Raw genomic sequence first — 22,498 nt, forward strand, 5'->3', positions numbered from 1 at the left:
TCGCCTGCATGATCAGTGCGGCCGCGTGTTCCCGCCAAAGGACACATCGAACGGCATGGTCACATTCGATTTCAACAGCATTTCAAAATCGCTGGCAGGGATCGGCTTGCTGAAATAGAAGCCCTGTACCTCATCAACGCCTTCAGAGACGATGCGTTCCAGTTGCATTTCGGTTTCGATCCCTTCGACATTGACCGCCATGCCAAACGACCGCGCCAGGAACACCACCGCGCGCACAATCGCGGCATTGCCATCGCGGCTGTCGAGGTCGATGATAAACGACCGGTCTATCTTGATCTTGTCGACCGGGAATCGTTTCAGATAGGCCAGCGATGAATAACCTGTGCCGAAATCATCAATTGCAATCCGGATGCCCTGATTTCGCAAAATGCCAAGCGTGATCGCCGCTTCGCGCGGGTTATCCATCACCGCACTTTCAGTGACTTCAAACTGCAGCTGGGTCGGGTTCAAACGCGACCGTTCCAGAACATCGCCGACACTTTCAATCAGGTCTTCGTGCCGGGCAAGCTCCAGCGGCGACAGATTGACCGAAATCGTCAGTTCACCATATCCGGCATCGACCCATTGCCGGGTCTGTTTGCAAGCCTGATTAAGCACCCAATGGCCAACATCGGCAATGATGCCCATGCGTTCGGCCACAGGAATGAAATCGACCGGGCTGACCTGCCCGCGGGACGGATGGAACCAGCGCACCAGCGCCTCCATTCCGATGATCTTGTGGTTCGCGATATCAATAATCGGCTGATAGAACAGCTCCAGCTCGTCATTTTCAATCGCATGACTAAGGTCGCGTTCAAGCGCCTTGCGTTCCTGCACTTCGACCTGCAAACGCGGTTCGAAGAAATGATACCGGTTACGTCCTTCGGCCTTGGAACAATAAAGCGCCAGATCAACATTGCGGAACAGGTCCTTTTCATCGCGCCCGTCCTGCGGGAACATGCAGATACCGACCGATGTCGATGCCTGCACCTCGTTCCCGTCCAGCATGAAGCGTTCCGAAACCCTTTCAATCAGGCGCTGTGCAACAAGGGTCACTTCCTCGACCGTACCCGGATCATGGATCAGGACGGCAAACTCATCCCCGCCAAGGCGTGCGACAACATCCTCGTTGCGCAGACAAACCCGCATGCGTTCCCCAACCCCCTGTAAGAGCAGGTCGCCGATGGGATGCCCAAGCGTATCATTGATGTCTTTGAAGTTATCCAGATCAAACAGCATCAGCACGAAACTGCGCTTTTCATGCTTGCCACGCTTGACCGCGGCTGCAAGGCGTTCCTGAAACAGGGTGCGGTTCGGAAGTCCGGTCAATCCGTCATGATGGGCCAGAAACTGGATACGTGCTTCGCTGCGTTTGCGGTCGGTGATGTCGGTGATCGATCCTTCGATCAGAACCGGAACACCTTTGTCATCGCGTACCAGTCGTGCATTTTCTTCGACCCAGATGATCTTGCCGTCGCGTCGGCGCATCTCGGCCTCAAACCCCTGAACCACGCCATCGCGCATAAGCTTTCCCGTCAGGCGCAAACGATTGGTCGGGTTCAGGTAACATTGCGAAAACCCGGCTTGGGACACCAGCAATTCATCGGCACTGTCATAGCCAAGGATCGATACGAAGGCCGGATTGGCAGACAGGATATCGCCAAGCGGGCGGCTCTGATAAAGACCTTCGGCGGAATTTTCGAAAATGCCGCGATATTTTTCTTCGGCCCGGCGAAGGGCACGTTCGACCGACAGCTTTTCGGTCACATCCTGCCCGATGCAGATCACGCCCGATACGTCGCCATCCTCGCCGAAATGCGCACGTGCATTCCATTGCAACAGGCGAACCTCGCCATCGCGGCGCCGGAATGAAATGACTTCGTCCTTGATGATCTCGCCGGAAATCAGGCGTTTGATGCCCTGACGCACCAGATCGCGTTCACCGTCAAGCAACAGGAAATCAAAGAAATTCTGCCCGGCGGCTTCCATCCAGGAAAAGCCGAATGTCCATTCGCATTCACGGTTATATTCCAGAATGCGACCTTCGCTATCAAGGAACAGGATCACGCTGCCTGCGGTCTGGACCAGCGCGCGATAACGTTCCTGACGGCGGCGCAGATCATATTCCGCCTGACGGCTTTTGGTGATGTCGGTAACCGTGACGCTATAACCCAGAAGCGATCCACCTTCGCCACGAATTTCGGTGGCATTGATCCGCACCCAAAGCTGGCTGCCATCCTGACGGCGCATTTCGATATCGCGCGCCTGAATACCTGCCCCCGATACGAGGTCACGACGCAAATCCCGCAAATCCTCGGCCCGGGCATAAAACTTTTCGCTATTGGCAATATAGGCCTGTCGCAATTCGCGGGCATTGTCATAGCCAAACAATGTCGCGGCTTCTTCGTTCACACTGGTCAATGTGCCATCGGCGGCCAGATCGATAATACCGTGCACAGCATGTTCAAGGGCACGGCGATAGCTTTCCTCGCGGGTGCGTTCCTGCCCGAAAAGTGCAATCGCATCCTGTGTCGGCAACGGCATGCGTTGCCACTGATAAATCCGCTGCCCGTAATGCACGGTTCGGATGTCATCCCAGTCGGCAATGTTTTCGCCGTCTTCGATCAGAGCACGCTGGCCAGATGGTTTAGTCAGCGACAATGCACCAGGCAGCCCCATTTCAAGGGCGGCCTGCTCGGCTGCCTTGTTGGAGAATCGCAAACCGCCGTCACGCTCCACCACCAGAACAGGCTGCGGCGAAATCAAAACCCCGGTGCCAGTCGTCGCATCTGCGTCCTGAAGGGCGATGATCCGGATGAAAACCTGCCCGGAGAGTGAAAGCTGCCAGGCAAAGAATTGGACATCGCGGCCATCAATTTTATCGACACGCGAAAAATATCCGACGGCATTTAGGGCCTCGGCACTGATTTCACGGATATTTTGGGCGATTTGGGGATGGGTATCAATCTTGTGCCAGGTATCATCGGCAAGGTCGGGTGAAATCGTCTGCGCCCATGGCGCATTCACAAGAAGGCTTTCGCCGATGGGGTCATAAACCCCCGACGGGACACGAAGATGCCCAATCAACGCCGCAAGAGTCCCCGCAGCATTGCTTGAAATGATAACTCCCATACCCGGCTTATTCGTCATTCTTGTTATCGCTGCGAGACCATAACTTTTACCCCATGCGCTGCAAAGGCCTATTTTATTCCCAAGAGAGAATGCGATGCGTTCTTGACGCTAACATGTTGTAATTTTTTAAGCATCCCCTTCGGTTCACAGCCCCTGCACATGCACGCGCAGCAAGCCCCCCTGTGTTCCGACACCCAAAGGATGCTCCACATTTCACTACGTAATCATTAAAATCATGAATATTTAAGCGGTTAACTGTTGCCGGAGATCAAATACCGTCTTAGGTTCTATGTCCATCGGAGTTGTCACACGCCATCAACCGGTGCGTCGACGTTTCGCGGGAATACCCGTTAACGGTCAGTCATCCGGAAAAGGAGTAATCATCGTGATCTCACATCAGGACGCCTTGATTTACACAATGGTTATGGTTTCGGCCTCGGATAACGACATCACCGATGCGGAACTGTCCGCAATGGGGCGTCGAGTTCGCTATCTTCCGATTTTTGCCGGCTTTGACAATGACGGTGTCACCGCGGTTGCGCGCGATTGCGCCAAACTGCTTGCCGAAGAAGACGGCCTGGACAGCACGCTGGACATGATCCGCGAAGCCCTGCCGCGCAAATTGCGCGAAACCGCTTATGTCTTTGCCTGCGAAATTGTCCTGTCGGACAGCGAAATCAGTCAGGAAGAACTTCGTATTCTCGAACTGATACGTCATCGGCTCGATATTGACCGCCTTGTGAGTGCCGCGATTGAACGCGCCATGGCCGCGCGATATGTCCGCCCCGGCGAGTTTTAGTCAATCGCGCAAAGACGGCACAGAACGACCACATAATTTCCATTCCGACGACATAGCGTCATAGCGTCGGCCGATAACGACGGAAACCGAACGAAACGCGCATAAAACCGGGCAACGCCCTGAATTGCTGCTTTCTTTGTCAGACCGCCATGTTATGGCCGCACTTGCGATTTGACTGCCGCCCACCCGGTTCAACCAGCCGGGATGATTTTGATCGTCTGATCGCTTTTTGATCGTCACATCGAAGGCCCACGCGTTGGCCAAAACGAAGGAACACCGTTATGACCGCACTTGCCGGGGAAAACATCGCATTCATCGGTTTGGGACTGATGGGCCGTCCTATGGCGCTCAATCTCGAAAAAGCAGGGGCGATCCTGACCGTCAATACGCGCAATCCCGAAACGCTCAATGCCTTTGACGATCTGGGCGTTGCCACCGCGCCCACCCCGGCCGATGCGGCGGCGAATGCAGATATCGTCATCATCTGTGTCGCCAATACCGAAGCCCTTGAAAACGTGCTGCTTGGCGAGGATGGCGTGATTGACGGCATGGAAGAAGGCACCATCGTTGTCGACATGGGCACGACCGCCATCGACGCCACACGGCGCTTTGCCGATGCCGTCGAAGAAGCTGGCGGTCACTGGATCGATGCCCCGGTATCAGGCGGAACACACGGGGCTGAAAACGGTACGCTCACCATCATGGTCGGTGCCGAAGAAGAAGATTTTCAACGTGTCCAGCGAGTCTTTGGCGTGCTTGGATCACGCGTCACCCATGTCGGTGAAATCGGATCCGGCCAGATCGCCAAGGCCGCCAACCAGATGATCGTTGGCATCACCATCGGTGCGATTGCCGAAGCCTTTTCCATGGCCGACGAAGCCGGTGTAGATCTGGGCAAATTGCGCTCCGCACTGACCGGCGGATTTGCGGATTCCGCGATCCTGCAAAAGCACGGCGAACGCATGATCGAACGCAATTTCGAACCAGGTGGCAAGGTCATGACCCAGCGCAAGGACCTGTATCAGGCGCTTGAATTTTCCGAAGGCGAACTGGGCCTTGAACTGCCCTTCTCGCGGCTCGCCCTTGAACTTTACGAAGAACTGATCGAAATGGGCGGCGGCGATCTTGACCATTCCGCCCTGATCAAGATTTACGAAGAAGAATGACACGCAAAAAGCAGGGTGTCCTTGGGCGATCCTGCTTTTTCCAAGCCAGACAGCGCCTCATCCTGGCAGATGCGATCCCATTCGGTACAGGTAAAGCATATCCGATCCCGACTGCATCGGGACTTCGCCAAAGGCCTGCCAGCCTGGAATGGCAAAAGCGCGTGAAATCACAATCCCGCCCGGTGCCATGCGCTGGTTTAACACATCGCCGACATCGGCCATCACCCGCGGGTCAAGAAAACACACCACAACATCCCCCGGATTCTGATCGTGCTTTCTGAAGTCCGCGCGCACCAGCGACAGGTTTTCAAGCTGTGCCAGCCGCGCGCGAATGCGGCTGACCGCATAGGGTAGCGGCGATAACTCAATCCCGGTCACCGTTATATCGGGTCGAGCACGCGCGATATTGATCGCCAGATCGCCCCATCCCGATCCGAAATCCGTCACCCGGCATGGTTCCTTGGGAAGATAGGATATGATTTCGTTGCGTGCCTTGCGACCACTTGGCATCGGCACCGCACGCAACCGGATGGCATAGACCACGATCAGTGCTGTAACGACGCCAAGAATGACAAGGATGGATAATTCGCTCATGGGCCTGCTAACCAATCTTTCTGATCTGTGCTAGGTTGGTGTCTTACTCCTGCCACAGGGCATTGTCCCCGGCAAGTTTTCACCCATCCAAGCGGGACAACCATCGCGCCATGAGCCAAGACGCAAGCAACCGTATCGACGAACTCGAAATCCACATCGCCCATCTCGAAAGCTCGATACATGACATGTCCGACATGATCAAATCGCAGTGGGACCGGATCGACCTGCTGGAACGGCGCAACAAATTAATGGCCGAAGATATAAAACGGCTTGTCGATTTTCTGCGTACATCACCAGAAGATGATGCACCTCCGCCTCATTATTAATGGTGCCATGAACTGGCCCCGCCAACCCCAGAGATGCCGTTGACCAATCCCTATCTCGACATCCCGGTGTTCGACGATTTCGCCAAGGTTCTTGACCCGTCAATTTATCGCGAACTGCCCGATGACTGGTGGGTTGGCACATCCGATATCGTCGGGTCGACCAAGGCGGTCGAAGCAGGCCGTTACAAGGAAGTCAATATGGTCGGCGCGTCGGTCATTGCCGCAGCCACCAATGCCATCGGACATTCGGATTTTCCATTCATCTTTGGCGGGGACGGTGCCGCGATTGCCTGCCCACCCGACAAAGTTCCCGCCGTCCGCGATGCCCTTGCCGCGACCGCCATCTGGGCAAGCGAAGAACTGGGTTTTGATTTGCGGGTTGCCTTGGTCCGCATCGACGAAATCCGAAAAAGTGGTCACAATGTCCGGGTTGCCCGTTTTCTCGCATCAAAAAAGCTGGCCTATGCGGTATTTTCCGGGCGCGGCATTTCCTGGGCCGAAGAACAGATGAAACAGGGCCATAACCTGATTACCCCGGCACCGTCTGGCACGCAGCCCGATCTGACCGGACTTTCGTGCCGATGGTCGCCGATCCGGGCCGAGGATGGATGCAAAATCCTGTCACTAATCATGCTGCCCCGCGATGATCGAGCCCGTTTTGACCGTTGCGCAACCGCCCTGTTTGGCATCCTTGAACAGGACCGTCGCGACAGCAATCCGGTTCCGGAATCCGGCCCCGATTTCCGGATTGGCTGGCAAAGCCTGCGCCTCGAAGCACTGGCAACACAGGGAACCGAAGGATCAAAACTGCGCGCATGGTGCAAGGCGCTTTTCGTCTCCTGCGTTGCTCTTTTTCTGTTTAAAACTGGCCGGAATCTTGGCGATTTCGATCCGGTGCATTATCGGGAACAAACCAAACTCAATACTGATTTCCGACGCTTTGGCGATGGTATCTGGCTGACTGTCAATTGCACCGCACCACAAACAGAACAAATCGAAACGTTGCTGTCGGATGCCGAAAACAATGGTGATATCTGGTTTGGGATAAAACAGCAGGACGAAGCACTGATGACCTGCATCGTTCCCGATATTGCAAAGGACTCCCACCTGCATTTCCTAGATGGAGCCGATGGCGGTTACACCGCGGCGGCCAGCATCTGCAAAGCAAAGATGAAAAAGCTCCCGACACAACCAGATCATGCAGAACTCGCATCAACTTAACGACACTGATGCTTTTCTTGCATCAGTAACCGGTTTGCGCGATCCTGAACCATCTTTTGTGACAACAGGTGACCGTCATGGATACCCGCGAACTTCAGGCATTGATCGCCGTTGCCGATGAAAAATCCTTTCATGGGGCCGCCGCCCGCCTTGGCCTTACGCAACCTGCCATCACGCGCCGTATCCAGCGCCTTGAAGAGCGCATTGGCGCACAGCTTTTTGACCGGTCGTTAAAGCCGTTACAACCCACCCCCGCCGGGCACCGGGCATTGGCCGAAGCCCGAGACCTTTTACGCCGCCTTGATAGTTTCACCGAAAGCATCACCGGCAACAATGCCGTGACCGGTCCGTTCCGACTTGGTGTCAGTCATGGGGCGGCACCGCTTCTGGCGGCACACGAACTGCGTGATCTGCACGCACGTTTTCCCGACATTTCGCTTACAATCAAAAGTGGCTGGTCAAGCGAGCTGTTGCCGCTGATGCGGCGGGGCGAAATTGATGCCATGCTGTCGCTGGATGGTCCGCATGGCACAATTGGCGGCATTGATGTCCGCGATATTCCGCCAAGTCTGCGTGCCCAAAAACTTCTTGATGATCAAATCGTTGCCATCGGCCCCCGGTCAGCCAAACATCACCCGAAAAACATTGCCGAGCTGGCAGAACATCCCATGGTCCTGATGCCGGATGGCTGTACTTTCCGGGCACTTGGCAATGCATGGGCGCGCCAGAACGGGGTGCAGTTCAAATCCGTCCTTGAAGTTTCCGCTCTTGAATTGCAGATCGAAATGGTCGCCGCCGGGGCAGGATACGGCATCATGGCACGGCGGTTCTGCATGCACAGTCCGGCGGCAAACCGCATTCGCATCCTTGATATTCCCGGCATGAACTGGGATATGGGGATCATGCTGATCCGTCGTCAGTCCAACACCGATCTTGATGATATCATTGATACCGTTGGCAAAATTGTCGTCGAAGCCGGGGCTATGTCCGATCCGCTGCCAGATAATAATGCGCAAATGTTATCAGCATAATAATCCGAATGAATTGGACGCATTACACCATCGCGTTCAAAATCGGAACAATTATTGAAATCCGCTCCGGAGTAAACCGATGAGCCCCACTCTTCGCACCGCCAAGTGGTTTCCTTGGCTTGTTCTTGTCGCTGGCTGTCTTGTCCTGGCAGTCAATCTTGGCATTCGCCCGTCGCTTGGCCTGTTCATCCCCGATATGCTGACCGCCACGGGCTGGAGTGCCTCGACCTTTGGTCTGGCCTTTGCCATTCAGAACCTGATGTGGGGTGTTGCCGCTCCGATTGCCGGCGCCCTTGCTGATCGCTATGGCACCACGCGCACACTGATTGGCGGGGCGCTGTTTTATGCGCTGGGTCTGTATCTCATGGGGACTTCGACCTCGCCAATGGAACTGCATCTGACATCGGGATTCCTGATCGGAGCGGGGGTCGGCGCGACCAGCTTCCCGGTCATTCTGGCCGCTATCAGCCGCGCCTTTCCGCCGAACAAACGCAGCTTCGCACTTGGTTTGGCATCCGCCGGGGGATCGGTCGGCCAGTTTGTCATGGCCCCGACAACCCAGTTTCTTAATGACGGTTATGGCTATGTCACCGCCCTTGCAATTCTTGCCGTCATGTCGATGATCATCGTGCCCTTTGCCTTTGCGCTTACCGGCAAGGCCGAGGCCTATGGCCCCAATTCAGGTGGTGCCGATCTTGGACCGACCGGGCTGGTCGCGGCCTTTCACGAAGCCCGCAAGCATCGCGGTTTTCTGCTGCTCAATGCCGGGTTCTTTGTCTGCGGCTTCCATATCGCGGTGATCGCAACCCACCTGCCAACCTTTACCCAGCTTTGCGGCCTGCCCGGTTCGGTCGCGGCACAGGGCCTTGCCATTGTTGGCCTGTTTAACATCATCGGCACCCTGACCGCCGGTTGGGCTGGTGGGAAATGGCGTAAAAAATGGGGCCTGTCGTTTATTTACGGTATGCGAGCACTGGTCATTCTGCTGTTCATGCTTGCCCCCAAAACCGCCGAAACCATCTGGCTGTTTTCTGCCCTGATGGGAGCGCTTTGGCTGTCGACCGTGCCGCTAACCAGTGGCATCATCGTACAGGTTTTCGGCCCGCGCTATATGGCGACCCTGTTTGGCATTGTGATGCTGTCCCATCAGATCGGCGCATTCTTTGGCGCATGGATGGGCGGGATCATCTTTGATATGACCGGCAGTTTCGATGGCGTCTGGATCACGTCGATTGCGCTGGGCATCTTTGCAGCCCTTGTCCATATGCCGATTGACGACAAGGCCCTGCGCGTCGAAGCCAACGCCTGACCGTTGATCATCCAAACAAAACCGTGACACATATTTTCTGTGTCACGGCTTTCTCCTATCAGACCATCGTAGCAATGATCTTGCCGCGTGCCCGGCCCGATGATTGTCGGGCAAAGGCATCGGCAAACTGATCAAGCGGCACGGTCCGGTCGATCAGAACACGCACATTGTTCTCGGTCATCGCCGAAACGACCCGTGCCAGCCGATTCCCGTCAGACATGTGAAACACAAACTGCGCATTGACATTGTGGGCATGTGCCAAGGCCTCATCCGGCGGGGCAACAAGCGATAGCAGCCTGCCGCCGCTTCGCAGAACACCAAACGATTTTTGCTGTGTTTCACCGCCGATGGTGTCAATCACCAGATCGATATCCGAAAGCATTTCTGCAAAATCAGCGTGGCGATAATCGATCATCTGATCTGCACCCAATGTCCGCGCAATGTCGATCCCGTCCCCGGATGCGGTTGCAATCACGCGTGCACCTGCCGCGCGGGCGAACTGGATGGCAAAGCTACCCACCCCTCCTGCCCCGGCATGGATCAGAACCGTCTGCCCGACACCAAGATCACCCAGCTCAAACAATGCCTGCCACGCCGTTCCCGCCGCCGTCGGAATGCCTGCGGCCACTTCAAGCGACATGTCTTCGGGTACCGTCACAAGGTAATTCGCCGGAACACAGGCAAAGCCGGCAAACGCCCCGCCCGCAACCGGATCAAGCCGGGCAATAACCTTGTCACCCTTCTGCCAGCCACTCACATTTGCCCCGACCTCCTCGATCATCCCTGCAAGGTCGGACCCCACCGTGTATCGGAACTCCAGCGGGAAATAGCCCTGCAACACGCCGCTTTGCAATTTAATATCAAGCGGATTAAGAGCTGCTGCTCCCACCCGGACCAGCACGTCCTCCGGGCCGATTTCCGGTGTGGCAATATCGCGGATGACAGGTGCGGTATTGTAATCATCAAGTCTAACGGCTTTCATTGCGCGGCCTCCTGATCAGTGATTGGCCATGCGCCCACCTGATATAACCAGCCAAGCCAGTCTTCCAGATGCCATGTATGGGTCACTTTGCCGTTTTCGACATAATGGAATTCGTGGATCGGCATGCGAAATGGCTTGCCGGTCGGGGCAATCCCGAACCATTCGCCTAAATGCGTGCCGGTGATTTCGGCCCGCACGGCAACCCGGCCCGGTCCGCCAATCATTTCGTGGACGATGATTTTCCCGTCTGGAAAGGCAGCCTGAAACGCCCTGATCAGGGGCTTCATGCCATCGCGTCCCGGTGCCTGCCCGGGGGCAAGCGGGATATCCTGCCAGTCGCTGCAAACCGCCTCATCCAAAAGGTCGGCACCTTCGCTAAAAGCCCGATAGAGTACCTCGATGGCCTTGCGATCCGGGTCTGATACCCCGGTAATCACAGGCTTATTGATTTGCTCCGTCATTTTCATTTCCCATTCAGGATTGTTGGATATGGGAAATGCTATCGATCCTCTCGACATACTTGAAATCGATATAAAATATATGACAACATCCATTTCATGGATTTACATGGTATCGACCTTAACCTTCTGGTGGCCTTCGACGCGCTGATGAAAGAACGCAGCGTCACGCGCGCGGGCATTCGTATTGGCCGCACCCAACCGGCCATGAGTGCCGCACTATCGCGACTACGTGGGTTGCTTAATAATGAACTTTTCATCCGAAGCCCTGCGGGCTTGCAGCCAACCCCGCGTGCCCTTGATCTTGCCGAACCAATTGGCCATGCGCTGGCCGAAATTCAGCGCACGCTTGAATTCACCCAGACGTTTGATCCGACGACGTCAACCGCGACTTTTTCCATAGCACTTTCGGATCATCCGACCTTCAAAGTCCTACCGGTGTTGCTTGATGCGCTGCGTCAGAAGGCACCGGGCATCACGCTGCGGATCGGTAACTTCACCGCGCGGGATGACGCCATTACCCTGCTTGACGCGGGGGAAGCCGACCTAACGATTGGCGTCTCCCCCACGGCAAGCGGGCGCATACTGACCCGACCACTGTTTTCGGAAGACTTCGTTTGCGTTCTGCGCCGTGACCACCCAGCAACCAAGGCACCGCTGGATCTTCCGGCTTTCCTTTCGCTATCGCATTTGCTGGTATCACCGGAAAATGACCGTTTTGGTCTGGTAGATGCGGCACTGGCAAAAATGGGCCATAAACGCCGCCTTGCCGTGACCCTGCCAACGATGTACGCCGCCCCGCTTGTGATTGCGCGCTCCGATCTGATCGCGACTCTGATGGCGGGCATCATTCCAGCGTCTGGCCAGGCCGATGCTCTTGCCATCCGCCCGCTTCCCTTCGATCTTGATCCGATCGGCTTCACCATGTCCTGGCATCGCCGCAATGATGTCCATCCCGCACAACGCTGGCTGCGTGATTTTGTCGCGGGCCTGCCGCTTGATGGATAACAAGACGCCCGGTATCTGCTACACCGCCGACCCAAATCGCCTCTTTCCCGCGGCGCAGCGTTAAGCTAAAACCCGCTAATGGACAGACCGATTTACATGACCCTCGAAGGGCTCGCAGCCCTTCGCACCGAACTTGATCACCTGTGGAAAAAGGAACGGCCCGAAACCGTTGCAGTGGTTTCATGGGCGGCAGGTAATGGCGACCGGTCGGAAAATGGCGATTACATCTATGGCAAGAAGCGCCTGCGCGAAATTGATCGCCGGGTGCGCTATCTGCGCAAACGGATCGAGGACGCGGTTGTTGTCGAACCGCACGAACAACCCGACCACAGCCGGGTTTTCTTTGGCGCCACGGTTACATATGTGAATGCGCGGGACGAAGAAGTCACCATCCGCATCGTTGGCGAGGACGAGGCCGAAAGCCTCAAAGGCAGAATAAGCTGGATTTCCCCTGTCGCCCGCGCCCTGATGAAGGCCGGTGTCGGCGACGTCGTCACGTTGCGCACCCCGGCGGGCGAGGACGAGCTTGAAGTCCTAAAAATCAGCTATCCGACTGCATAACCCGTCGGTTCTGTGACCGCAATTTCATACCCATCCGGATCACGGATAAAAAACTGATGCGTGCCGTCTTCAAGCTCCGTCACCGGTTCGGGTTTGAACCCTGCATCGTTTAACGCGTCAAACATGAAATCAACATCATTGCATTCCAAATACCAGACCAGCCCGGCAAAGGATGGCCGCATCCGGCGTTCTTCATGTGAAACCCCACCGTGGGCGGCCAGCATCAAACGGATTTTGGCCCCTGCATCAACCGCTTCCAGCATCGCCCAGACCGGCTCGTCATCCTGATCGGACAGGGTACGAGCCACCACCTCAAACCCCAGCAAACGGTAAAACCCGATGCTGCGGTTGATCTCGGCAACGTTTAAAAGCGGTGTGGCGGCTGTGATCATCATGATCCTGTTAAACGCAAAATCGAGGCACGATTATGCCCGGCGGCATCAAACGCGTACAGCCCCGCCGCACGCGACCGGGCCTTATCCTTACATCCGGCTTTTAACCCGCCTGGTCGGTTCGACCTGCAACGGGTCGTCGGGCCAGTAATGTTTGGGATAACGTCCCTTCATCTCGGCCTTGACCTGCGCATAGGAGCCGTTCCAGAACCCCACCAGATCAGACGTCACCTGAAGCGGCCTTTGCGCTGGCGACAGCAGATGCAACGTTACCGCCACCTTGCCACCGGCGATTTTCGGTGTTTCGGTCGCACCGAACATTTCCTGCAACCGGACCGGAAGGGCGGGTGTTTCACCGCTATAATCAATGCGGATATGGGATCCGGTCGGCACGGTCCAATGGGTCGGGGCCTGCCGGTCAATCTCTTGGCGCCTGTTCCAGTCAATGCCTGATATCAAAGCCTCCGCCAGATTGATCTGCCTGAGCTGGTTGCGCTTATTGATCCCGCCAAGATATGGCATCAGCCAATCCTCAAGCGATGCCAAAAGCGCATCGTCGCTCATGTCGGGCCAGTTTTCCGGATCAACCCGGTGCAGGAACGCGATCCGTTCGCGCAGTCCCTCGGCCGCCTTGTCCCAAGGCAGGCAATGCAGGCCAAGACGACGAATGCCTTCGATCATCGCGGCCGCAATGGCATCAGGTCCGGCTTCGTCACGGGTGGTCTTTTCGTCAAGCACCAGCGCCCCGATCCGCCGTTGCCAGCGCGCCTGCACCGCATCGCTTTGCGCATCCCAGAAGACCTCTGTCCCTTCGGAAATCTGATCGGCGAAATGGGTTTCAAGGCTCGCGCGCGATAACGGTGCGGCAAGGTAAATCCTTGCCTCTCGTGCCTGTCCGTCAAGCTCCGCCACCGCGATATAGGGTTCGCTCGCCAACCCATCATCGTTGGCCAGAATCCCGCCACGCCCGCCAGACAGGCGATAACGCGCATCCGTACCCTTGCGTCGCTCGCCAATCCGGTCGGGATAGGCAAAGGCCAGAAGCAGCCCGACCTGATCGGCATGATCAACAGGATCAGCGGGGTTATGACTGCCCGTTTTGCTGGCCTCTTTCTTCGCGGCATCACCCAATCGCCGCGAAAGCTGCCTTGCGGCCTCGGTGATCATTTTCGGGGCCTTGCGAGCCAGAATCGCCTCGACCCTAAGCCGTAAATCCGCGCCGCGACCGCGCATGAAATCGCGATCCGATAACAATGCTGCCAGCGCACAGGCAACCTCGCCCAGTCCAAGGCGCGCCCCACGCAACATCATATGCGCCAAGCGTGGATGCACCGGCAATCCAGCCATCGCGGTGCCGATCGGCGTGATCCGGTTGGCATCGTCAATCGCCTCAAGCCGCCGTAACACATCACGCGCCTGATCGATCTTTGCCCCGTCGGGCTGATCCAGCCAGGGCAAGCTTGCCGGATCAGACACGCCCCACCGCGCGAGTTCCAACGTCAGAGGGGCAAGATCGGCATCGGCAATTTCCGGCGCGGTAAAGGGCGGGCGCGCGCGATGTTCGGCCTCCGCCCATAGGCGATAACACACACCGGGCTCTAATCGCCCGGCGCGGCCACGGCGTTGTTCGGCACTGGCCTGCGATGATTTGATCGTCACCAGCCGCGTCATGCCCGATGCCGGGTCAAACCTCGGCAAACGCTGCAACCCGCAATCCACCACCACCCGAATGCCATCTATCGTCAATGACGTTTCGGCAATCGCGGTTGCCAGCACCACCTTGCGCATGCCATCTGGGGCCGACTCAATCGCAATGTCCTGCGCCCTGGTTTCCATCGCACCATAAAGCGGTGCAATAATCACCGATGGATCAAGCCCGTCTTTCAACGCCGCCTCAACCCGCGTGATTTCGCTCTGTCCCGGCAGAAAGGCCAAGATCGACCCGCTTTCCTCGCGAAGTGCCTGCCTGATCGCCGCCGTCATTTCCCGATCAATCCATGCATCGGGTGGGATCGGGATATATTTTGTCTCGACCGGAAAGGCTCGGCCTTCGCTGGTGATCACCGGGCAGTCGCCCATCAGGGCCGCAATAGGACCGCCATCAAGGGTGGCCGACATCACGACAATACGCAAATCATCGCGAAGGACGGTCTGCGTTTCCCGCGCCAATGCCAATCCCAGATCGGCATCAAGCGACCGTTCGTGAAATTCATCAAAAATCACGCACCCAATGCCTGACAGTTCCGGATCATCCTGGATCATGCGCACCAGAATACCTTCGGTCACGACCTCGATCCGGGTTCTGGTGGAAACCTTGCTGTCAAACCGCACACGATAACCGATTGTTTCGCCAACGCTTTCGCCCAGTAACTGCGCCATCCGGCGCGCCGCTGCCCGCGCGGCCAGCCGCCGGGGCTCCAGCATCACGATCTTCTGGTCATTCCGCCATGCCCTTTCCAGTAACGCCAACGGCACCTTGGTCGTTTTCCCGGCCCCCGGCGGGGCCTGCAAAACCGCGTTGGTGCCAGTTTCCAGCACGGTACAAAGGTCGGGCAGAACCGCATCAATCGGAAGGATGGGGAAGGCTTTGGGCATGAACTGGACTAACAACTACGGCAAGGGCCGGACATTACTGAAGGATTTCATCAAAAGCGCAACAAAATCAGGCCAAACGTACCGGCCCCGCATATTTCGCGACCAGTTCATCCGATGTCAGAAGCATTATCCCTTCCGATATCGCCTGAGCAACCAGAAGCCGATCAAACGGATCCTTGTGAATAGACGGTAAAGTATCGATCATAAGTGTATGTTCGCCAGTGATCGGCAATTCGGAGTATCCATTATCAATTAACCCTCGACGCAATAGCCGGGCATTCACCCGAAAATCATCTCGCCCCAGCCCGGACTTGATTGCGATTTCCCAAAGACTGGCCGCGCTGAAAAGCAATTCGCTCTCAGCGTTTTCGATCAGATCAACTGCGCCAGATGGAAGCTTTTCAGGTTCTCCTGCAGCCCAAAGGATCAAGTGCGTATCGAGCAAAAGCTTCATCAGCGCAGACCAAACATTTCTTCGATCTCGTCCGATCCCATTCTGTCGAAATTGTCCGGAACCAGAATTTCACCGCGAAGGAATCCCGTCCGTTTGGCAAGGGACTTCTCGGGATCAAACGCAGACATCTGAACGACCGGTTTTCCTGCCTTAGCAATCACAAGATCCTCGCCGCTCATTACCCTTGCAATCAACCGGGACAGGTGTGTTTTGGCCTCATGAATATTAACGGTTCCCATCGCGCACCTCAAATATGACTAAGTTAACTTAGTCTATCTTATATTTATCGAATTCGCAGCAAAAAGTGAATTACTCCTGCTCGTGCAAGAATTGCACCGGCCCTGTCCTCAAAACAATCCCCCGCTCCCCACCAATCCGTTGCAGGGTTTTAAGCCCGCGCGTCAGCCTATAAAGCGCATCCATATCGCCGCTTACCCGCATTTTCTGCGCTTCGATCCGGGTCACTTTAAACAGGTCGCGAAATGCACCCTCGGAAAGCGCACGAAGGGCTTCTTCCTTCTCCGGCCGGGCCGGATCGGGATGTTCGAAAACCAAGGGTTGGGCAGGTTTGAGTGCTTCTGTCATCGTGGTCTTTTCTATCACAATCGATAGGGCCCAGACCATCCATGCCTGTGTCCAGCGCATATAATTGCACCGATCCACGCCAAACCGCCCAAGACCGGCATAAAAAACACCGCGCTTTGCATCAAACAATGCTTCACACGCCCAATCTGCAATCTTCTTTACCGCTGCAAGCTCGCCAAACCGGCAAAGTGTCCCGATGGCTTGTGCCACCGCATGACAATCAACATACCCGTCCCGCCTGGCAAAGCTGCGCGGGCGGCCATTAGTGTCAAAACATTCCGCACGGTAAAACGCATAGCCACGCATGATCGCTTCATCCAACCCGACCATCCCCGATGCCCGGAACCGATCCAACACATCAAGGATGTAACCGGTATGAAAGCCATCAACAAAGCGATGATGCAACCGCGTGCCATATTCCCACTCTCCATCGGAACGCTGCGCGGCCAGAACCCGCGCAACCGCCTTCCGGCTTATTTCATTACCCGGATCAATGCGATGCAATGCCCAGGCGGTCCAAAGGCTGGCATTATGGATTTCGCCATCCCCCTGCCCGACATAGGCAAAATATCCATCCCGCCAAAGCCCACGCAAAAATCCCGCCGCCCGATGTAATACCGGGTCGCTTGGTGCTATACCGCCAGTCATCAACGCATCAACCGCAAAGCTCGTGACAATCGCATTGGACGCACCGCGCGGCACATAAAAGGCGCGCGCCTGCCACGCAAACGGATATCCCCAACCACCGTCCTCGTTTTGCATCCGGCAAAGCCTACCCGCTACATCACAAAGCCGTACCCCATCAGCCGCACCCAAAAGCAACGCCAACGTTTTCGGGTTTTGCAATGCCGGGATGATCGCAATATGGCGTAATGACCGCGGGCCACGCTTAATCGCCTGCAACCAAGTCAGCCGCGCCATCCGAAACCGCCCCAAGCCGCTTAAACGGAACACCCCGCTTTCGAGCCCGTCAAACGGATCGGCCCCGGCAAAGTCGGCGTGAACAATCCCCGCAAGAACACGGTCACGCACCGCAATCAGATCATTGTCTTGCATCGGCATTCTCCCGCATGGCAATCCCCGCCGCCATCCCGCAACAAATCAGGTAATGCCCGTATGACAATGTATTGTCCGTTACCATCGTCACCGCGACTGATGCCAGAATACAGATCGCCAACCGCGATCCCCGCGCAAACCAGATCAGCATCCCCCAACCGACCAACCAAAATAATGCGCCGATCAACCCCGTCTCGAACAGGATGCGGAAATGATCATTATGCAGCGCGCCGAATGCCGCCGCAGACGGCAAATCCTGCAAAATCGCCTCGACACTGCCCGCTCCAAAGCCAAGCCATTGACGCGCGGCGGATGCCGTTTGCCAATCATCCCAGAACATCCGCCAGAATGCCAATCGCCCACTGCCATGCGTCATCAAAAGGCGCGGCAGCCAGATCGTCATCATCACCCCCACCGCAATCAAAGTCGGCAATCCGAAAAGCCACGTCATCGCTCGCGAAAACCGAACCCGCCCGACAAAGGCGATCATCAGCGCCAAAACCGCAATCCGTGTCTGGCTCAGGACCACGGCAACCGCCGCAACCCCGCCAATCCATCCGCGTGCACGCCCCCGCATCGCGCACGTCAATGCAAACAACCCCAGAAACAGAAACGGATGATTAAGCCGCCACCCTTCATGGGTGATCCGAAAAACGCTTGCCATCGGCAGATACAAAATCAATGCCGGCACCATCACCCGCAAACAATCCCGCCCCAGCCATAGGCCGCATATCAGGCCAAGCGGCAGGATCAGAAGATTGCCGATCAGCCGGACTTTCTCATCCGTCCCACCATCGCCAAGCCCAACAACCCCGACCAACCCCGCCAGCAAAAGCACGGCGACCAATCCATCTCCCGTCAATCGCCCCTGCAAAATCGCAGGCCCAACCCAAATCCCCCAAAACCCGATCAGGATCAGCTTCGCCAGCATCCCGCCAAACCCGGTCAGCCAAAGCGATGCCAGCATTGCCACAATGCCCAGCAAAAGAACCGGCATGTTTGAGCCGGCCGCATCCCCGACCGTGTCCGGCTTCTCGTTCATTTCGGCCATGAGTTGCCCCTGCGACACCCCGCCACACCACGCTGCGGGACAAATCCGAAAAACTCCGCTATCGTGATCAGCTTGAAATCATGGATATTTTCGGAACGCTGATGCAGCGACTGGTGCCATTTTGCCTGACATCCCAGATCGTTCTGGCCCCGATCATGCTGGGCGGCGCACGACCTTGGGCGATAGCGGTTCTGACCATCCTGACCGGCATCGGGTTGCTGGCGGCGGGATGGTTCGGCCACTTGAAACTGACCCGACCGATCAAACAGGTTGGCATTGCCGGCGCACTCCTGTCTGTATGGCTGGTCGTGCAGGCCGCACCGATCTGGCCAACGCTGCCTGCCCCGTTCAACGGATCGCACCTTGCCCTTTACCCAACCGCCTTCCTGCCGATGATCGGCAGTGTTTTGTGGCTGGTCGGTATCTATGTGCTGGCCGCTGGATGCGCGCAAATGCAAGGTGATAAATTCACCCGTATAATCGCATGGGCCGTGATAATTACGGCAATTCTGCAAGTCGCACTTGCCTGTCTTGCCGATATCTTCTCGTTTGAAAGCACCTATTGGTTTGCCAAGCAGGCCCATCTTGGTGACTGGACTGGAAGCTTTGCCAATCGCAACGCCTTTGGCGGCCTGATGACGATTGCGGCGATCTACGCCCTTTACCTTTTCTGCGCCAAGGGCACGGCCACAATCGGAAGCCGGATTGATCACGCGGCTGGCTGGATCGCACTTGCACTGACTTTCACATCCGCCCTGTTCGCCAGCCATTCGCGAAGTGCGGTTCTTGCACTGGCAATTGCCCTCATCACCTTTGCAATCATGCTTCGCCCAAAAGCAGACCGCCTGCTGCCGCGCATCACCTATCCCGTTATGGTCGTAGCCTGCGTTACAACTGCCCTGATCGTCATCGCCATGCTCATTCCCGATCTTGGCAATCGCTTTGGCGAACTGGCCCGCCCCGATCTGATCCAGCGCGATGACGCATGGCACACTGCCATCATCGCCATATCCCATCGCCCATTTAGTGGCTTTGGCCCGAACGCGATTGCGCTGGTGATGGATCATTTCGCAACCCTTGGCCTTAACCGCAAAGCCGCATGGTTCAGCAGCCATAATTTATGGCTTGATGCCGCCCTCATCTTTGGCATTCCCGCAACGCTGGCAATGGCTGGCTTTATCCTGTATCGGCTGACACGCACTTTCCGAGCAGCCGAAAACCATCTGGATCGAACGCTTCTGATCAGCCTTGCGGCTCTGATCGGTATCATGTCCAGCATCGGCTGGGTCGCGTCGATGCCTGCACTCATTCTGCCCTTCCTGTCCCTTCTGGCCGCGCTTGAAGCAAGGCCGAAAGTACAAAGCCGCGTAGCATCACAATATCGGAACGATCCCCGGCAATCCGTGCGGCCCGATCCAGTTCTTCGCCAATCGCCTGCGGATTAAAGTCTTGTTGCTGCGCCCGTGCCAAAGCCCGAAGCGACATCAAAACCGGATCAAAAGGCGCATCTATAAGCCCCGCACTCGTCAATATCTCCAAAGCCATCCAATCGCCTGATTTAAAAGCTGCCTTGACCGCGTGCTGCTTTGCGTAATCGGCAACTCCATCCCCATCACGCAAAGCAGCCTCGATATCCGGCACATTCCGCAATGCCGCCATCTCAGCCCCAAGGCGGCCCAAACCGATCCCGATCAAAACCAGCCCGGCAAATATAGGGGTCCGGCGAAAACGCATCAGGCGTCCTCCGCCCTGTCGGCATTGTCCCGACCATACGCCGGTCTGCCCCGTGTGGCAGCCAGGACAAGGCCATCGGGCACCAACCCGGCGGCGTTCAACTGATTGATGGCATCGCGCACATCACGGCGTTTGCTGTAACCACGGCGCAGCACCAGCAACCGTGCATCCGCCGCCCCCATCAGCAGTATCGCATCGGCCACTGATAAAACCGGCGGAGTATCAATCACGATCCGGTCATAACGACCGCGCAGAAGATCCAGAACATCCCGTAATCCATTCTGAAGCAAGCCGGTCGCAAAACTTCCCGGTACGGATGCCCGCGCACCGATATAGTCAAAGGATTCGCGATCTTCCCCGCTTTGAATGGCGTCCTCCAACATCCCTTCACCGGCCAGAGCCGCCGTCAAATCCGACACGTTGCCGACACGCGCAAATCCCGCTGGGTGGCGCAGATCGCCATCAAGCAGAATCGTCTTCATCCCCGCAGTCGCAAAGCTTGTCGCAAGATCACGCGCCAGTCTGCTTTTGCCTTCGCCCGGCACAGCCGACCCGATGCAACTGACATGGGCGCGGCCCGCATGTACGCGCGTTTTGGCAAGGATATTGATCAAAACCGCCAGATGGCCAACCGCTTCCTCCATCGAAACCGCACTGGCAAAGGGGTCATCAACTTGCGGAGTCCGGGCATAAAGCGGAATACCAAACCGGTCTTCCAACTTCCCGTCATCATGGATCGCCTGATCGAAATAGTGTCTTAGCATCCCCGCAACAACGGCGGCAAAAAGCGCGACCAGAACTGCCGCCATCCACAAATCGCGCTTGGTCGGAAACTCCGCCGTTTCAGGCAGGCTTGCGGCCTGCATCACCGTCACATCACTTTGAAATGCAGCCAATGCGATACGAAGTTCCTGCTCCGTTGTGCCAAGCGTGTCGGCTTCGCTGCGCATCAGTTCCACCGCGCGCAAAAGGGCGGCCTGCCCCTGTGCCTTTTCATGGCGGACAGTCAATTTTTCCTGCCAGTCATCACGCTGGCTTCTGATCACATCATATTGTTTTTGCGCATCTCGCAGATCAAGCACGATCTTCTCTGCTGCCACCAACACGGCGTCGCGCAGATGCCGCTGCACGGTTTCAAGTTCGCGATGAACAGCAATCATCGCCGGATGCTTGGGTCCGTATCGCTGATCCAATCCCGCATGATTTCGACGCACCTCGTCATATTGCCCAGAAAGCCGTCGAACCGTTTCATTATTGGCAATCGGTGGCAGGGCCAGAAGGGCATCAATCGACTGCGCATTCTTGCGCGCATCTGCCATCAGGCGTGCCCGTTCCAGATCACGCCGCGCAACCTCCAGTGCGCCACTCAATTGATAAATCCGGTCCAGCATCAAACGGCTTTCATCGGGTTCGATAAAGCCTGCCTGCTGCTGCCACACCGAAAGATCGGTTTCGGCCTGCGCCAGCTTTGCGTTCGCGGCCAAAAGCTGTTCGGACGTTTCCATCAACCTCGCACGAAGTACCTGTTTACGTGTACTTTCGCGCTGCCAAAGGTAACTGTCGATAACGGCATTCAGGATTTTCTGGCTTTGCGCCGAATCATGATCGGTCACACTAACCTCGATCACGGACGCATTGCCAATGCGCACCACCTCGATCCGTGATCGCAGGGCACCAAGTACGCGGTTATCGCCTGCTTCATTTCCCTCACTTCCGTCAATCGCGGGCACGATCTGAACGCCCTCGCCGCGCAGGACCGAAAGTGCGGTTGCCAATACTTCATTCCCGCGAAGCTCCGCCATTGCGGTTTCCAGATGCTGCGCAACCCCGCCCCCGTCTACCGGGGCATCTTCGCGATCGATCACAAAGGCAATTTCGGCCACCGAACGATAGGTTGGCATCAGTCGGGGAATAAGAGCCGCGGCCACCATCAACACCGCAACAAAAACAAGCATCACAATCCCGCGGCGCTGCCACAGCACCGCGAACAGATCGATCAACGTCAAGTCTGTATCCTTGTCGGTTTGCAGTTGATCCGAATGCC

The 22,498-nt window shown here is 56.6% G+C and carries 20 protein-coding genes and 1 pseudogene; 10 read left to right on the plus strand and 11 right to left on the minus strand.

The window, feature by feature from the left end; translation table 11 throughout:
- Window positions 1-12: 12 nt before the first annotated feature.
- Window positions 13-3,150 (minus strand): EAL domain-containing protein, encoded by a 3,138-nt coding sequence (locus BC440_RS19035; protein WP_247643609.1) that lies wholly within the window; start codon window positions 3,148-3,150, stop codon window positions 13-15.
- A gap of 367 nt (window positions 3,151-3,517) precedes the next feature.
- Here BC440_RS19035 and BC440_RS19040 point away from each other — a divergent pair, with 367 nt between their 5' ends.
- The 3 genes and pseudogenes from BC440_RS19040 (at window position 3,518) to BC440_RS23655 (ending at window position 5,097) form a co-directional block, all read left to right on the plus strand.
- Complete coding sequence (locus tag BC440_RS19040) at window positions 3,518-3,931, plus strand: tellurite resistance TerB family protein (RefSeq protein ID WP_007090469.1); 414 nt, start codon at window positions 3,518-3,520, stop codon at window positions 3,929-3,931.
- 263 nt (window positions 3,932-4,194) lie between these two features.
- Window positions 4,195-4,701 (plus strand): annotated as a pseudogene (locus tag BC440_RS23650) (NAD(P)-binding domain-containing protein); the annotation flags it as partial.
- A complete protein-coding gene (locus tag BC440_RS23655) occupies window positions 4,684-5,097 on the plus strand; it encodes an NAD-binding protein (RefSeq protein ID WP_278371480.1) in 414 nt (137 codons plus the stop codon). The pseudogene BC440_RS23650 and the gene BC440_RS23655, both read left to right, overlap by 18 nt.
- Window positions 5,098-5,154: 57 nt before the next feature.
- Here the strand turns inward: BC440_RS23655 and BC440_RS19055 are convergent, their stop codons facing one another.
- Complete coding sequence (locus tag BC440_RS19055; protein ID WP_007090471.1) at window positions 5,155-5,691, minus strand: class I SAM-dependent methyltransferase; 537 nt, start codon at window positions 5,689-5,691, stop codon at window positions 5,155-5,157.
- Between the two features lie 110 nt (window positions 5,692-5,801).
- Between BC440_RS19055 and BC440_RS19060 the strand changes: the two genes are divergently transcribed.
- From BC440_RS19060 to BC440_RS19075, 4 genes are all read left to right on the plus strand, one after another.
- Window positions 5,802-6,017, plus strand: coding sequence for a SlyX family protein (locus BC440_RS19060; RefSeq protein WP_007090472.1), 216 nt, complete (start codon window positions 5,802-5,804; stop codon window positions 6,015-6,017).
- A 33-nt stretch (window positions 6,018-6,050) separates the two neighbouring features.
- Window positions 6,051-7,238, plus strand: a complete 1,188-nt coding sequence (locus BC440_RS19065; RefSeq protein ID WP_071240973.1) for a DUF3095 domain-containing protein — start codon at window positions 6,051-6,053, stop codon at window positions 7,236-7,238.
- A 77-nt stretch (window positions 7,239-7,315) separates the two neighbouring features.
- A complete protein-coding gene (locus BC440_RS19070) occupies window positions 7,316-8,269 on the plus strand; it encodes a LysR family transcriptional regulator (RefSeq protein WP_071240974.1) in 954 nt (317 codons plus the stop codon).
- A gap of 79 nt (window positions 8,270-8,348) precedes the next feature.
- Window positions 8,349-9,578 (plus strand): MFS transporter, encoded by a 1,230-nt coding sequence (locus tag BC440_RS19075; RefSeq protein ID WP_071240975.1) that lies wholly within the window; start codon window positions 8,349-8,351, stop codon window positions 9,576-9,578.
- A 58-nt stretch (window positions 9,579-9,636) separates the two neighbouring features.
- On the opposite strand, the gene BC440_RS19080 is transcribed toward BC440_RS19075, so the two are convergent.
- Window positions 9,637-10,560, minus strand: a complete 924-nt coding sequence (locus tag BC440_RS19080; RefSeq protein ID WP_071240976.1) for an NADP-dependent oxidoreductase — start codon at window positions 10,558-10,560, stop codon at window positions 9,637-9,639.
- Entirely contained in the window at window positions 10,557-11,021 is a 465-nt protein-coding gene (locus BC440_RS19085) for an ester cyclase (protein WP_071240977.1), read from the minus strand. Before BC440_RS19085 ends, BC440_RS19080 begins: the two co-directional genes overlap by 4 nt.
- A gap of 96 nt (window positions 11,022-11,117) precedes the next feature.
- Here BC440_RS19085 and BC440_RS19090 point away from each other — a divergent pair, with 96 nt between their 5' ends.
- Window positions 11,118-12,026 (plus strand): LysR family transcriptional regulator, encoded by a 909-nt coding sequence (locus tag BC440_RS19090; RefSeq protein ID WP_071240978.1) that lies wholly within the window; start codon window positions 11,118-11,120, stop codon window positions 12,024-12,026.
- A gap of 78 nt (window positions 12,027-12,104) precedes the next feature.
- On the plus strand, window positions 12,105-12,587 hold the full coding sequence (greB, locus tag BC440_RS19095) for a transcription elongation factor GreB (RefSeq protein WP_247643610.1): 483 nt from the start codon (window positions 12,105-12,107) through the stop codon (window positions 12,585-12,587).
- Here greB and BC440_RS19100 read toward each other — a convergent pair.
- From BC440_RS19100 to BC440_RS19125, 6 genes are all read right to left on the minus strand, one after another.
- On the minus strand, window positions 12,572-12,982 hold the full coding sequence (locus BC440_RS19100) for a VOC family protein (protein ID WP_071240980.1): 411 nt from the start codon (window positions 12,980-12,982) through the stop codon (window positions 12,572-12,574). The genes greB and BC440_RS19100 overlap by 16 nt on opposite strands.
- 87 nt (window positions 12,983-13,069) lie before the next feature.
- A complete protein-coding gene (hrpB, locus tag BC440_RS19105; RefSeq protein ID WP_071240981.1) occupies window positions 13,070-15,574 on the minus strand; it encodes an ATP-dependent helicase HrpB in 2,505 nt (834 codons plus the stop codon).
- Between the two features lie 67 nt (window positions 15,575-15,641).
- On the minus strand, window positions 15,642-16,028 hold the full coding sequence (locus BC440_RS19110) for a type II toxin-antitoxin system VapC family toxin (protein WP_071240982.1): 387 nt from the start codon (window positions 16,026-16,028) through the stop codon (window positions 15,642-15,644).
- Entirely contained in the window at window positions 16,028-16,267 is a 240-nt protein-coding gene (locus BC440_RS19115) for a type II toxin-antitoxin system prevent-host-death family antitoxin (RefSeq protein ID WP_071240983.1), read from the minus strand. Before BC440_RS19115 ends, BC440_RS19110 begins: the two co-directional genes overlap by 1 nt.
- 70 nt (window positions 16,268-16,337) lie before the next feature.
- The gene (locus BC440_RS19120; RefSeq protein ID WP_071240984.1) at window positions 16,338-17,669 is read right to left on the minus strand and encodes a prenyltransferase/squalene oxidase repeat-containing protein; all 1,332 of its coding nucleotides are present in this window, start codon (window positions 17,667-17,669) and stop codon (window positions 16,338-16,340) included.
- A complete protein-coding gene (locus BC440_RS19125) occupies window positions 17,656-18,720 on the minus strand; it encodes an O-antigen ligase family protein (protein WP_071240985.1) in 1,065 nt (354 codons plus the stop codon). Before BC440_RS19125 ends, BC440_RS19120 begins: the two co-directional genes overlap by 14 nt.
- An 80-nt stretch (window positions 18,721-18,800) precedes the next feature.
- Between BC440_RS19125 and BC440_RS19130 the strand changes: the two genes are divergently transcribed.
- Window positions 18,801-20,165, plus strand: a complete 1,365-nt coding sequence (locus BC440_RS19130; RefSeq protein WP_071240986.1) for an O-antigen ligase family protein — start codon at window positions 18,801-18,803, stop codon at window positions 20,163-20,165.
- Window positions 20,166-20,453: 288 nt separating this feature from the next.
- Here the strand turns inward: BC440_RS19130 and BC440_RS19135 are convergent, their stop codons facing one another.
- Complete coding sequence (locus tag BC440_RS19135) at window positions 20,454-22,460, minus strand: tyrosine-protein kinase domain-containing protein (protein ID WP_175484510.1); 2,007 nt, start codon at window positions 22,458-22,460, stop codon at window positions 20,454-20,456.
- Between the last annotated feature and the right edge of the window lie 38 nt (window positions 22,461-22,498).

It is taken from the genome of Thalassospira sp. MIT1004, from assembly GCF_001858545.1.
GTDB lineage: Bacteria > Pseudomonadota > Alphaproteobacteria > Rhodospirillales > Thalassospiraceae > Thalassospira > Thalassospira xiamenensis.